Annotated in this window: 10 protein-coding genes; 4 read left to right on the forward strand and 6 right to left on the reverse strand. The window is 60.9% G+C overall.

What is annotated here, in order from left to right; all coding sequences use genetic code 11:
* The first annotated feature begins 311 nt into the window (after positions 1 to 311).
* Entirely contained in the window at positions 312 to 1,757 is a 1,446-nt protein-coding gene (locus tag JG739_RS24485) for a DUF4214 domain-containing protein (RefSeq protein ID WP_446720574.1), read from the forward strand.
* 168 nt (positions 1,758 to 1,925) lie between these two features.
* On the opposite strand, the gene JG739_RS24490 is transcribed toward JG739_RS24485, so the two are convergent.
* Positions 1,926 to 2,831, reverse strand: a complete 906-nt coding sequence (locus JG739_RS24490; protein WP_202363760.1) for a glycosyltransferase family 2 protein — start codon at positions 2,829 to 2,831, stop codon at positions 1,926 to 1,928.
* A gap of 457 nt (positions 2,832 to 3,288) precedes the next feature.
* Here JG739_RS24490 and JG739_RS24495 point away from each other — a divergent pair, with 457 nt between their 5' ends.
* The 3 genes from JG739_RS24495 to JG739_RS24505 all read left to right on the forward strand — a co-directional run bounded on the left by JG739_RS24495 (position 3,289) and on the right by JG739_RS24505 (position 8,103).
* Positions 3,289 to 4,497, forward strand: coding sequence for a glycosyltransferase family 4 protein (locus tag JG739_RS24495; RefSeq protein ID WP_244749552.1), 1,209 nt, complete (start codon positions 3,289 to 3,291; stop codon positions 4,495 to 4,497).
* An 820-nt stretch (positions 4,498 to 5,317) separates the two neighbouring features.
* A complete protein-coding gene (locus JG739_RS24500) occupies positions 5,318 to 6,769 on the forward strand; it encodes a lipopolysaccharide biosynthesis protein (protein ID WP_202363762.1) in 1,452 nt (483 codons plus the stop codon).
* Between the two features lie 11 nt (positions 6,770 to 6,780).
* Complete coding sequence (locus JG739_RS24505) at positions 6,781 to 8,103, forward strand: glycosyltransferase family 4 protein (RefSeq protein ID WP_202363763.1); 1,323 nt, start codon at positions 6,781 to 6,783, stop codon at positions 8,101 to 8,103.
* Positions 8,104 to 8,138: 35 nt separating this feature from the next.
* Here the strand turns inward: JG739_RS24505 and JG739_RS24510 are convergent, their stop codons facing one another.
* From JG739_RS24510 to JG739_RS24530, 5 genes are all read right to left on the reverse strand, one after another.
* The gene (locus JG739_RS24510; RefSeq protein WP_202363764.1) at positions 8,139 to 8,663 is read right to left on the reverse strand and encodes a class I SAM-dependent methyltransferase; all 525 of its coding nucleotides are present in this window, start codon (positions 8,661 to 8,663) and stop codon (positions 8,139 to 8,141) included.
* 410 nt (positions 8,664 to 9,073) lie between these two features.
* Positions 9,074 to 9,703 carry a class I SAM-dependent methyltransferase gene (locus tag JG739_RS24515; RefSeq protein WP_244749553.1) on the reverse strand — a complete coding sequence of 210 codons (630 nt, stop codon included), beginning with the start codon at positions 9,701 to 9,703 and terminating at the stop codon, positions 9,074 to 9,076.
* 30 nt (positions 9,704 to 9,733) lie between these two features.
* The gene (locus JG739_RS24520; protein WP_202363765.1) at positions 9,734 to 10,486 is read right to left on the reverse strand and encodes an FkbM family methyltransferase; all 753 of its coding nucleotides are present in this window, start codon (positions 10,484 to 10,486) and stop codon (positions 9,734 to 9,736) included.
* Positions 10,487 to 10,641: 155 nt separating this feature from the next.
* Complete coding sequence (locus JG739_RS24525; RefSeq protein WP_202363766.1) at positions 10,642 to 12,789, reverse strand: FG-GAP repeat domain-containing protein; 2,148 nt, start codon at positions 12,787 to 12,789, stop codon at positions 10,642 to 10,644.
* Positions 12,790 to 12,874: 85 nt separating this feature from the next.
* Positions 12,875 to 13,171 carry a hypothetical protein gene (locus JG739_RS24530; protein WP_202363767.1) on the reverse strand — a complete coding sequence of 99 codons (297 nt, stop codon included), beginning with the start codon at positions 13,169 to 13,171 and terminating at the stop codon, positions 12,875 to 12,877.
* Positions 13,172 to 13,589: the final 418 nt, after the last annotated feature.

A 13,589-nucleotide genomic window follows, 5' to 3' on the forward strand; every position in this document is an offset into this window, starting at 1 on the left:
TGCCTCAGAGGCTTCCAGGCAGCTCTCATCCGAATGGCGAGGCCAATCATGGGCGTTTACGCCAAATGTGTGAGGTTCTGCGTGGCGCGGTTTTGATAGACTGCGTCGCGCGGTGCGGCAGATCCCAATCGTCGTGCTCGGATGGATGTCAGGCGAGTTCAGCGAGTGGAGTGACGCCACATGATGTCTGGCGCAAAACAAGCAAGTTCGCGCTGATGCAGCGGCCGACCAATCCATCCCAACCGGGTTCCGTTGGACGGGCGGTCGCCGCGACCAGACGTCTGTGGACAATCCTGGCATGCCTGCTGGGCATGACAGCTTCGTGCGCAGCGGATCTGCTCTGGGGGGTGAATGGCCATCCCTTCACCGCTTATCCTGGAATATCGATCGAACAGCAACTCGACTATGTCCGCGACCTCGGCATGAAGTCGTATCGCGTCAACATATCCAGCCCCGACGGCGCCACCAAACTTGCCGAACTGGTCAAAGCGGGCAAGCAGCGCGGAGTCCAGATCCTGCCGGTAATCACGCCCGACCTGGACCTGGACAATGGGACCGTCGATGATCTCTATGCGCAGGCCTACGATCTCGCGTCGACACTGGTATCCCGCTTCAAGGACGACATCCGCGTTTGGGAGCTTGGCAACGAGATGGAGAATTACGCCATCTTGATGCCGTGCGAGATGCGGGACAGCGGAGAACAATACAACTGCTCCTGGGGCCCTGCCGGCGGCACCGAGACGACCCACTATTTCAGCCCGCGCTGGTCTAAGGTGAGCGCAGTACTGCGCGGTCTGTCGGATGCAACCATCGCGGTGGATCCGACCATAAGAAAAGCAATGGGAACGGCCGGCTGGGGTCACCGCGGGGCGTTCACCCGCATGCTGCAGGACGGCATCAGATGGGATATATCGGTCTGGCATCTGTACGGGGGCGACCCCGAAGACGTATTCAAGTTTCTGGCCACGCTCGGTCGCCCAATCTGGCTCACTGAATTCAACCACCCTGGAGGCAGCCAGAAGGGAGAAAGTCAGCAGGCGGACGGTCTCGTCGAGACGATGACGCTGCTGAGGCGATATCAGGCCTTATATGGAGTGGAGGCTGCCCACATCTACGAACTGCTCGACGAGCCGTACTGGGCGCCGAGCTACGAAGCCTTCATGGGTCTAGTTCGACTGAAGAAGCGCGGCGACGGGCTTTGGGCGCCGAGCGGGCGAAAGCCGGCATATGATGCCGTAAAGAAGACCATTGCGAACGGCAATGCAGGTTCCAGTTCGCCGACGGTCTCGACGAAGAGCTTGCCGCCTGCGGACCATACGTCGGTACCCCCCGTTGCCGATGCTGGTGCATTTCACCCCTGTTCGCTTGATGCGTTCGACAAGTCTGTCTTCAACCACGCCAACCAGATTGCATATGCTTACTGCCTAATCTTGCGTCGCATGCCGTCTCCGGCCGAGCAGTGGCGCGCGGTCGTCGCGATGAAGAAGGATCCATCTATCTTTCCGACACTGACGAAGATGTTGCTTTCGGTCGAATTCAGGACCGACAATCAGCCAGTTGGTCTTGGCAATGCGCAATTTGTGACCCTTCTCTATCGGACATTGCTGGGACGGGAGCCAGACGGCCAGGGTCTTTCTGATTACGTGTCGAAACTGGACAGAGGCGAGGCGAGTGGAGAACAGCTCGTGGCGGAATTCATCCATTCACATGAGTTTCGCTCCAGACACCCGGTTCTGTTTCCCAACGAGCCTCAATAGTTCAATGAACATCACCGGCCGCAGATTGTCGTTGCGCTTGGACAGCGTTCGAAACATGATGCTGGCAGTTCACCATGAGCACCATTTTTGCGCATTGTCCTGTGGTCCGAGCGGTGCCCCGGCCGCCTTTTTCGCGACTTCCGCAACGAGCAACGCCAATGACGAGGATCATGCGCGCGGATCTCCGGGATGGCGGATTCTGCCCATATCGAGAACATATTCGGGTTCGATACGCCCCGTAAGGACATGAATTATGGCAAGGATGTTGCCGCGCAGCCTCCCGCGGCGGTCGATGTAAGACTCTGGCCGCACGCTGCGCACAAGGTTGGCGGCGAGATTGCGCGCCATGAGCGGCAGAGCGAATGTAGCGGGCATGGTTCCCTTCTTGATCAGATAAACCGGATTGACGATCTGCGAATATCCGAACCGCTCGCCGCTCACGCGCCCGGTCTTGATACCAAGATGAATGCCGCGGATCGTATTCACCGCGACGACGCGGCCGCATGACCTCAACTGGCTGGTGAAATCTATGTCCTCCTGCCAGCCGTAGAGAACCAGGCGCTCGTCGAAGCGCAACTTGCCAATCTTGGCCGCCCGAATGGACATGTTGCAACCATATGCGCCGAGATGATGGACGACCTCGGGCTGTGGCGGCGGCTCCTGTTCCGACTGGTGGAGAGCCAGCATCGCGTCATCCCAATCCAACCCCGCGTTGACGGCGCCGTCCTTGACAACTCTGCCCATGACCACAGCCCAGTCGTCATGCTCTTCGAAAGCTCTCGTGACGCGCTCGAGATAATCGTCGGCCGGCACGAAATCGTCATCGAAGAAAGTGACGACATCGAAACGTCCGCTCGCGTGGTCGAGCGCGCTGTTGCGTTGCACGCACGACCCTTTCTTCCCGAAGATAAGGGAAACCGGGAAGCTAATCGTCTCAGGAAGCTCGACATGCGTGGCATCGGGCGCGGAAACGACGACTTCGTCAGGTGGTTGTGTCTGACGCTGCAGATGCGATAGCAATCGGCAAAGTTGGCTGCCGCGGCCAAGGGTTGCAATGATCACGACGAGCTTCATGCGCAATCCAGCTAGAGGCGACAAGGGCGATTTCGCTGCGATGGTAAGCCCTGGGATGGGGGCAGACAGCCTGTTAAAAAGGGGGCTGCGGGGCTAATCCGGCGCTACCGACTGCCTCGATCGGTGTAGCAACCCCACCTTCGGGTCGCATGCCTCTCCTTTGGGCTTAGCGGCCGCGCAGGTTCGCAGCCTTCCACGATTAGGGCCCCGAATCCTCGCAGGGTGAACGCCTCACGCGGCCGGACAGGTGGCACGGCCAATTTCATTTCAATGTCGCGGGCATGGCTCTGCTCCGTCAGCAGCGCAAGGGCAGTGCGGACCTCGGATTAACGCCAAGGGATAAGCTCATACTTCGAAGGTGCAGAGGTTCGCGCTGTCTCCAGGGTGCTAGGTTGAATATGGATCACGCGACATGGTGCACTTTATGGGACAGCGAAATTACGGAAGGTCTGCGCCCGTGGCCGCCAGCGCGGCCGGAACAATCGGCACCGATCCGCTTCCATTCGAGAGTTATGGCAACAGCTCATTTCCGGCGGTTCCCGCTGAGGACGGGGGGCCCGGTGGCCGCACCAGGCGCTGGACCATAAATGGGGATTTCGTCGCGCTGCCTCCAAACGGCGTTGCCCGCTATGCGCGCGAGGTAACCCTTGCGCTCGACGCTCTCCTGGACGAGGGCCATCCGTTGGCGCGGGGACTTGAACTCGATTTGGCGGTCCCGCGTCGGGAGCAATTAGCACTGCAGGCGATTGGCATTCGGGTCGTTCCCGAATTCAACAAACCGCGCCTTCCGCAGTTCTGGGTGCAGATGCAACTGCCTCGCCACGTTGAGGGCGGGTTGCTCAGCTTCTGCAATCTGGCGCCGGTAGCGCTGACGCGGCAAATCGCATGCATCCACGACCTGCATACCAGGCTGATGCCGGAGAGCTATGGGCGCGGCTTCCGATGGGCCCACCGTTTCATTCTTCCGCTCCTTGGCCGACGGGCTGCACATATAACCACCGTCTCGCAGCTTTCGCGGCAGCATCTCATCAAATACGGCATCGCACCGCAGGAGAAGATCACCGTCACATATAACGGCAGCGACCATGCAGAACGATGGGATGCCGATCGATCGAAGCTGCAAATCCGGCCCGACCGCCCCTATGTGCTATGCCTTGGGCGTGATCAAAAATACAAGAACGTCGAATTACTGGTCCGGCTTGCTCCGCTGCTTGACGCGTTGGGCTTGAACCTGTGGATGGCGGGCGAAATCGACGAAGCGCAGGTTTCCCGGTTTGCGCAGCCGAAGCCAGACAATCTCCGGCTCCTCGGACGGATCAGCGATGATGATTTCAAGAAAGCTCTGTCGGGTGCATTGTGCTTTCTTTTTCCGTCCAGGATCGAGGGTTTCGGGTTGCCTGCCGTCGAAGCCATGAGGATCGGATGCCCGGTCGTGGCCTCGACATCGCCTTGCCTCCCCGAGGTCTGCCGGGACGCAGCGCTCTATGCCGATCCGGATGATTTGGCACATTGGGTCAGAGCGGTACGTGACATCCAGCGATATCCGGATTTGCGCCAAGGTTTGATCGAGGCAGGCCATAAAAGATCCCTCAGCTATTCGTGGCGCTCCGTCGCTGAAATCTACCTCGAGCTGATGCTGCAGGTGGACGCAATGGCTCTACGATGACCAAGGTCCTCTGAGGTTATCAAATGACTCCAACCGGAGACCGTTGATCGGGGGCGGCACGTCAAAGGCCGGCAGCCTGGCGGTCTTGATATTGGTTGCTTCGAACCTAACGTCTTGGCCGGACCCGTCCGCGCAACCTCGAAGGCGAACGAAGACACCAGCTTTGGCCGGCTACGGCGGTGTTAACGAAAACTGTAGAATCTTCCTCAACCGCCTTTGCTGCCCGAAGCTATCATGTCTGGTCCATTATTCTTCCAGGTTTGCTGCGGACAGTGCTGACAAATAGGTTAGGCGCCACAGTCGAAAGGCGGTGGCCGAAACGGACGTTTCGTCAATAAGGGCGGATTGCCGCTTGAAGCAAGAAAGCCGCATGATCCCGAGAGCAAATGAGAAAGGGTGAGCCATGCTTGGTCGTGTCGCATTGGCTACCGCATGCGTCAACGGTCGGCGATTCGGGGGCGTCTCGCATACTGACGACTCGTTAGCTCCGGCAAGGAACTGGCGGCAGGCTCGATGAGGGCGAATTGATGTCGCCTTCGAGGCCGAGGGAGTCCAGAGAGTTCAGTTCAAATCCGCGCGTCGCGCTGGCCGGACGGCACGCGATAATTCGTCGGTTCCTTCCGAGTAACCGATGTCGCGATACGTATGGAACGGTACGGCTGCAGCCCGCTGTCCTTACCGCGGGCGAGCAGCTTTACGCCACACGATGGCGCAATGACGTGACGGCACGCCCGATGTCGATGCGGGTGGTGGCGGGTCTTCACATTTTTGGATCTGGGCGCATATCCCGTTCGCCCGTCGACGGCGAAAGAGAGCGGTAATGAAGGCGATCGGCGGGGCGATTATCAACGGGGCGGCTTGGGTCGCAGTCGAGACCTGGGGCCGCCAGTTGGCGATGTTTGCCGTCTTCGTCATTCTCGCCCGCCATCTCGGCCCGGAGGCATTTGGTTTCGCCACGCTCGCCATGGTGGTGCCAGTCATCGTCGCCGTTCCGGTGACGCGCGGAATCCCCGAAGCACTCATCCAGCGTCCGGATGTCGAGTCCATCCATTTCGACTCAGCCTTTTGGCTCCTTGCCGTCACCGGCTCGGTGCTCAGCGCGCTCGTCTGGAGCTTTGCCGGCGCAATCGCCGCGGCATTCAACCAACCCGTTCTAGAGGAGCTTGTCCGCTGGACCAGCGTCGTCATCGTGCTCCAGGCGCTTGCGGCGGTGCCGGCGGCGATCCTCAAGCGCCAGCTTCATTTTCGACTGTTCGCGCTGCGAACGCTCGCTGGCACGGTCGTCGGCGGAACGCTTGGAATCGGCACAGCAATCGCCGGCTACGGCATGTGGAGCCTGGTGTGGATGCAGGTCGCCAAGGCAGCTGTGGAGACCGCCGTTATTCTGCTCGGCAGTTCGTGGCGGCCGCGTCTCAGATATTCCCACGCACGCTGTCGCGACCTGTTCGGCTTCGCTGGTCCTCTCATCGGCCAATCCCTGTGGACTTTCGTCAATGAGGAAATGCCGAAGGTCATACTCGGCAGCTTCCTCGGACCCTATGCGGTAGGTGTATACGCCCTCGCCCGCCGGCCGCTGGACCTTTTGAGTGAGGCTTTTCTGGGTCCGCTTACGGCGGTGACGATGCCGGCGGTCGCTCGGGTGCAGAGCGATCCGGCGAAGATCGATGCATTCTTCAACACCAGCATACGCGTGGCCGCGATTGCCGGCTTCCCGGCATTCCTCGGGTTCGCCGCGATCGCTCCCGTCGCGGTACCTTTCATCTTCGGCCAGCAATGGGTGAGTGGTGTCGTCGCCGTTCAAATCCTGATGCTCCTTGGCCTGCAACGCACGGTAGATAGCATCTGTGCACTCACCATCCTCGCGCTCGGTCATTCCGGGCTGATTCTCAAGCTAAACATATCCTACACCGTCTTGGCCGTGATCCTCCTCACCGCTGCCGTGCAGATCGACCTCGAGACAACGATGGCCGCTCTTCTGGCCTGCAACCTCCTGCTCCTGCCGGTCTTTCTCATCCTCGTTCACCGCATCGCACGCGTCGACGTACTGAAGCCGCTCAAAATATTCCCGCGGCTGGCGGTGGCGGGCCTGCTCATGTTCGTCGCTGTCACCGCTTGGCAGGTCGCGGCACCGGCATCGACCCCGCAAACTTTCCTCATCGCAGGTGGGATCATCATCGGCGCTGCCGTATATGTCGCTGCCGCCATTGTGCTCGTGCGTCCCGACCTTCTCGACGCACGCGACATAGTTCTCAGGCTGCGTCGGCCTGCATAGGGACCGAGTTCATGAAAGTCGCTTTCGTCTCGCAACATTTCGACGTGGTCCTTCCGCCCGGCCAGAGCTCGGTGGGCATCTGGACATATGAAGTATCACGCCGTCTGGCCGCGGACTGCGATGCAACGGTGATCGCGCGCCGCCCGCGCGGAAACCCTAAGCGGCTCGAGATCGATGACGTACGGGTCGAACTCCTCACCTGTGCGCCGGAGCGTGTGTGGGGGAGAGCGTCCCGCATGTGGAGCCGCGCCTGGCCAGGCGCTCCGCTCTTTGCGCAAAGCTTCTATGCGTTCGACTTCCTCGCCCAAGCGCTGCGACGGCTCCGCCGCCTGGCGCCTGACGTCGTTCATCTTCAGAATTTTCCGCATTATGCACCCGCCATCCGGCGCGCCGTTCCCGACGCGGCGATCCTCCTGCACATGCACTGCGACTGGCTGGCGCAGCTCGATCCTGATGTCATGGCGCGCGGCGTCGCCGCATGCGATCTTGTGGCCGGTTGTTCGCAGCATGTCGTTATGACTGCGCGCGAACGCTTCGAAAGCACGCGGACGCCTTTTGCGGTCCTGCCGAATGGTGCGCCAGTGGATCGGCTCGCTCACGTTACGGCGCGGCGCACGCCGGCAAAGGTGCTGTTCGTCGGCCGTGTCTCTCCGGAAAAGGGTGTTCATACCCTTCTCGAGGCCTGGCCCAAAGTAGTCGCCGCTCACCCTGAGGCCCGTCTTGAGATCGTTGGTCCGTCCGCGGCACTGCCGCGGGACCTCCTGATCGACCTGAGCCGGGATCCGGAGGTCTTGGACCTTTCACGGTTCTATCCCGGGGGAGGCGCTTTCAGAGGTTCCTACGAGACGGCTCTGCGCGAAATGATCCCGCCGCAGTTCGCCCACACGGTCAGCTTCACCGGCATGGAACCGTATGAAAAAGTCATCGAGCGCTGTGCCGGGGCGTCGCTCCTCGTCAATCCGTCACTTAGCGAATCCTTCGGCATGAGCCTGGTGGAGGCCCTTGCGACCGGGACGCCGGTCGTCGCCACGCGGGTCGGCGGGATGACGGACATTGTGGAAGCAACTGGTGGCGGCTTGCTCGTCGAAAAGAATGATCCGGCCGCACTTTCGGACGCGATCCTCCGCCTTGTCGCCGACCCCGAGTCGAGCAATGAAATCGGCAGACGGGGCGCCCAGCGGGTCGCGGAACTCTATTCGTGGGAGCGCGTCGCCGGCATCACCCGCGACCTTCACGAACAGGCCCTGTCGGGACGGCGATCGCGATCGGTCGTGGCCGCTTCACAGCCCGATTACATCCGCGGTCGCCAGCGCAACTTGGGATCGGTCAGCTAAGATCGACCCGCACCAGCTCAGTCCGGACTATAGACTTAGCTGATGTCCTGGAGACGCCAAAGGCCGAGGCATTTGGATTGGTAGGCCTCCTTGGTATGTTCGTCCACCAACCTCAAAGGGGGAGGAAAGTTGAAAGGCGGGCGCTGCAGATCAAGGTAGCGCCACATCCCGCTCACTATAGTTCTATTGCGGCTGACTGTTCCGGGATAGGTCGTAGCAAGAAGATATTGCGCTCCGCTGCGCTTGAAATTTTCCAGCGTCAGCATGATATCGGCATTCGACATGTGAACCATGCAGTCACGGCAGAGTATGAGGTCGACCTTCGGAAGGGGATCCCTTGTTATATCCAAGCAAGAAAAACGTACGTTGTCAGCCTGGTGATTTCGTCTGTTTATAGAAATTATCGGCTCCACGATGTCTACGCCGTAATAGACTTCCAGATTCAAATCAATCTGGGACATCCAATGGAAATCGCCGCAAGGCGCATCAAGCAAGGATCGTACGCCTAGCTCTTTTACAAGCGCCGGAAGAAGCTCTCGAATCGTTTGCGTCTCGGCCATCTCGGAGCCGCCGCCCGACGCGCTATGGCCATCTCCCCACGCTCGTGCTCTATAAATGACTGAAAACACAGAATCGCCTGGATACCGGACGTGATAGTATAAAATCCGAGCAGCATAGGTTAACTCGTGCACAACGAACAATCTGAGACGCCTCAGCGAACTTTTTGCTCTGGTGGGTTCGGTGATATTCATCACTATGCGGCAGTTCCCGTGGTCAGCGGAACGAAGCGGCTTAAGCGGCAAGGTGGGATAGTAGACCTTTCTCGGACCAGTTTGATGACCGTCGTTGGTTCAAAAACCTGTCGGAAGTGTCATCCAAATTAGGTAGCAAGCCTTGCTCGAGCAGAATGACGAATGGGTCGTCCAGCGGCCGCGCTACCCGACGCTGCTTAACTGGCACACTACTGCAATCAAGGCATTTCGTCATATGGCTTGCGGTAAAATGTGAAGGTGTGCCGATAGCTCGTGTCAGTCCGATGCTCGCTTGTCCCGAGCGGCGGAAAAGATGTGCGCGTCAAGGCTGCAAGCACGGGGCTATCGGAGGGTGGATAGGGACGCAGATCGTCCGTGTCGTTCCAACCGAGGATGAACCAGCCGCCGGGACGCAGACAATGCACGCAAGCGCTGAAAGACGGTTCCGCCTCCTCGCGCGTTTCGATCGCGCTCTTCATGAAGACGCCATTGCACACGATCGCATCGAAGTAGTCGGGAGGCGCATGGCTTGTCAGGTTCTTCAAGGCATCGACTACATGTCGCAGCGCCCCGTAGCGGCGCCTGCCCGGATCGATTTCGAGCGTCCAATATTCCTTGGAGCGGAACAGGGATTCATAAGGCTTGGTATACCACTCGCAGCCGACGAACAGGATGCGCTTCACCGCTGGATCGTGGCGCAACTGCGTGAGGATGACCATTTCCAGGAGCTTGCGGTCTTCGGTCAGGTGAAATGTGCTGACATGGCGCACCAGCCCCGGAGCGCGCGCCCGGCAGAAGTCGCGCACCGCGTTTCGTGTCCGTTTGATCACGCCTGCCGTGTCTTGCATGAGATTCCTTCCGTGGCGCAAATCTAGTTCTTAAGCGCCCACCGGCTGCGCCAAGACATGTTCGACCCGCCATTCCCCATTGGCATAAGAGGCTGGCAGCGGTTTCAATGCGTAGCCGGCAGCAGTCAGGAGTTGCGCGATCTTTCGGGCCTTGCGGTCGAGCCCCTCGCGCGTTGCATCGTCGACCTCATAAATCACCTTCGGACGGTGCCTGCGCAGCGTTTCCGTCATACCGCCCAGCACGTCGATTTCGGCGCCTTCCACATCGATCTTGACCAGCGAGGGCGGCCTGAGGCCTCGGTGGGCGATGGCATCGTCGATGGCGACTATGCTGACTTCCAGGCGGCCACTCATGTCCGGCGGTGCTCCCGCCGAGGCAAGCGTGGCGCCGCCGATGTGATGGGCGAGCAGAAGCTGGCCACGGCCGGATGTGGCTCCGGCAGCTTCGGCGAAAACCCGTATCGCGTCGAAGCCACTGAGCCGTGCACTTTCTGCGACAGCGGCGGCGTTGCGGGGAACAGGCTCGAACGCATACACTTGACCGCGCGGCCCGACGCGGCGCGCGGCGATGAGACAAAAGAAACCGATATTCGCGCCGATGTCGTAAAAGACGTCGCCAGGCGCCAGGTTTGCCGCGATCGCCTGTTGCATGGGCAGCTCGTACGTGCCGCGAACAAAGTTCGGATCGGCGCTCTTCGCCACGAGCTTGAGACCGGCGGCCTCGCCCTTGGCTATGACGCGCGCGTCGCCGAACACGCTGAGGAACCTTGCTGTCAATGTCACGCGCTCTTCCCCATTTTGCGACGCCTCGGGACGCGGGCCAGCCCGTGCGGCTCGTCGCGAAGGTGACAGATTGTGCGCCCCGGATCGACCCCGACAACGGTTGGCCGGCTCCTACCTCCTCCGGCTGATCGCTACTCCGATTGTGCTGCCATATCTCATCTTGGGGATACCTGCCCGGCCTCTCGGTCCGGCGGAACGGTGTCATCGTTGCGCAAGACATGGATCGCCTGGGGAGCATCCCACCCGATCGAGACGATCTCACGATCACCGTCGCCGTCCAGGTCGACCGTGCGGGCGCCGAGATGGCTCTCGACATCCTCGCCGACCAATTGCTCGATGAACCGCCCGCCTCCCAGATTGCGCCAGAGCGAAACACGCAGGGCGCCGCGGTGCTCGCCCATGACGAGGTCCGGCCGGCCATCGTCATTCATATCGGCCACCGAAAGACTGTTGAGCGAGCCGCGCGAGGTGATTTCCTGCTGCTCCCAGTTTAGCCTGATGTCGCCGGGATTGCGCCACCAATAGGCCTTTGCGTGGTCGGTCTGCCCGTTTTCTTCACTCACGACGATGTCAGGTCGTCCGTCGCCGTCCAGATCGGCGACCGCCACGCGGTCCGGATAGACCATGCTGGGGACATTGGCGACGTCGCGGCGCTGCCAGTCGGCAGAGCCATCTCCCGGATTGCGCCACCATGCGATCCCCTTGGCATTGCCGGTAGTGGCCACAAGGTCAAGCAGGCCGTCACCGTCGATATCGGCAAAAGCGATTCCCTCGTCGGAGGCCTCGGCGCAAATGCGGGTTCGCGGCCAGGGGCCCGCCGCCGAGTCGTCGGGGATGGCAAAATAAAAGACTCCGGCACCGCTCGATACCGCAAGCTCCGGCTGGCCGCCTTCGACGATCTGTGCCAGTGCCTGGCCCTGAGCCCCGATTTCGTGGCTGGCGGCGGGAACCTCGCCGATCGCATGCTCACCAAAGCCGCGCCCTGGCGCTTGCTGCGTCTGAAGCCACACCAAATTCAGCGTCTCGCCTCCGCCGCGTTGAGCGATCACTTCCACGCGTCCGTCGCCGTCAACATCGATTGCCGCTATCGCATCCACCCCCTCGCCGAGAGCGATCTGTTGCCAATCAGCTTGCCAGGGGTCGGCTGGCTGACGATACCAAAACGGACCCGAGACAATATCCGTTCGTCCGTCGCCGTCCATGTCGGCGAATGCAAGGCCAAAGGAACGGACATGCGCCTGCGTGATCTGATGATGGCTCCAGCGGTCGAGGCGGCGGACCGGCCCGGACAGGTCGAGACGATTGATCCAGATCCAGGCGGGCGGGTTTCCCGCCCAATTGGCGGCGTAGATGTCGAAATCCCCATCGCTGTCGACATCGGCGACGGCCCCGTTGTGCAGCCCCGCGGTGTCGATCACCTGTCGTGCCCAGCGCATTCCCCGGCCATCCACATTGAGGTGGATGGACAAGGCGCGTTCCTCGGTCGTGTGCATCTGCCCGACCACGACGTCGACATCGCCGTCTCCATCCATGTCCGCCGCCTGCAACGTATGGGCGCCGGCAACAGCAGGCTGATTGATATGGCGGGTCCACCGTCCCGCCGGCCCGTCGACGGCCTGGAACCAAGCCACGTCGGCGGTGTGCTCGGAGCTCGAGGTCAAAATGTCAGCGTTGCCGTCCTGGTCGAGATCTACGACGAGCGCCTTGAAAGCAGGGTTGAACGCGCCAACCTCATGGCTTTGCCACTGGGCAGGATTGCGCGCTGTCGCTGCGCCTGGGTTCTGGGCCCATTGTCCGTGCAGGACCAGGTCGACAGCCCCGTCGCCGTTGATGTCTCCGAGGGCCATCCCCTCTTCGCCCAGATGCAAGGATGGCAAGGCCACGCGAGTCCAGGCGCCGGCTTCGTCATGGAAGAAGATCATCAGTTCGCTGGGTGCCCGAACGACGATGTCGGCAAGGCCGTCGCCATCGAAATCGGCCGCCTTGATGTCTTTGCCCCAGCCGCCGAGCGCTCCGATCTCATGGGGTTTCCAGCTTGGGCCGTCGGTCGGATCACGGTCCGGGCGCGGATTCTCGAACCAGACGAGATTAGCCCCATCCGGCCCGTCGGCCGTGACGATGTCGAGATCACTATCTCCATCGGCGTCAGCGAGCACGCCATCCGACGTGAACTCCACACGGGCGGTTGCGATGGTGGTGAGAAGCAGGTCCGGCCAACGCCACCACGACAGCGGGGTCTGTGGCAATCCGCCGAGAACCAGGTCCAGTCGACCGTCGCCATCGATGTCGCCGACGAGCTTCACATCCCCGGAATAATCGGCGACCTTCCGGCGATCGAACGCAAGACCTGTTCTGAGCGCTTCTTCGGGCGCCCTGCCGCGAGCAGAATCACAGCTTGCGATGGAGGCCCCGACGACAAGGACGACGACGAGGCGGCAGCAGACGTCGAATATTGACTTCGCTGCGTGCGAACATCTCGTCGCCGGCCAGCAGCCGCGCGACGAATTGGCCGCCCGACAAATCCACAAGCGTGTGCCAATCACCCTGGTCTCCCCTACTTTGGTGCAATGGCGAACCTGGCGTGTAGGGCTCACCCAATCCCGCTAAGGCCTGACGGTCTGCCCGCGCGGTGGGCAGTTCACTCAGCATGCGCACCGACGGCAAACGACGGTCGAAACGGTCCAAGTGTCGCACTGGACGGCCGCATTGATGGTGCGACGATCGGAGGCGGATCCCTCGCACGGACACGTCGCTACTCGCCGAACAACGACACGACCAGTGTCGTTATCTCACGGACGAGACGCGAAATCGCCCCGTCAGGAAGCCGTAAGAGCGTAATACGTTCTGATGAACGGACCGCCTCGATGGCATGCGCACACGCTTTGGTTGCGTGTCGCGTTATCCTGAAAGCCGGGATGAGGCGCTGCCCATCGAAAACGAAATTCGACCGAACCTGCGCACCTGCGGCGATCCTGTTGGCCGTAACATAACTGCAACCAGCGGCTGTCATCAGGATGCGGCGCAAAACCCGGCCGATGCTGACCTATCGGCTACCTCAAGCGACTTAGACCGGAGTCGCATACCCCTATCGAGCATGGTGCAA

It is taken from the genome of Mesorhizobium sp. L-2-11, from assembly GCF_016756595.1.
Taxonomy (GTDB): Bacteria; Pseudomonadota; Alphaproteobacteria; order Rhizobiales; family Rhizobiaceae; genus Mesorhizobium.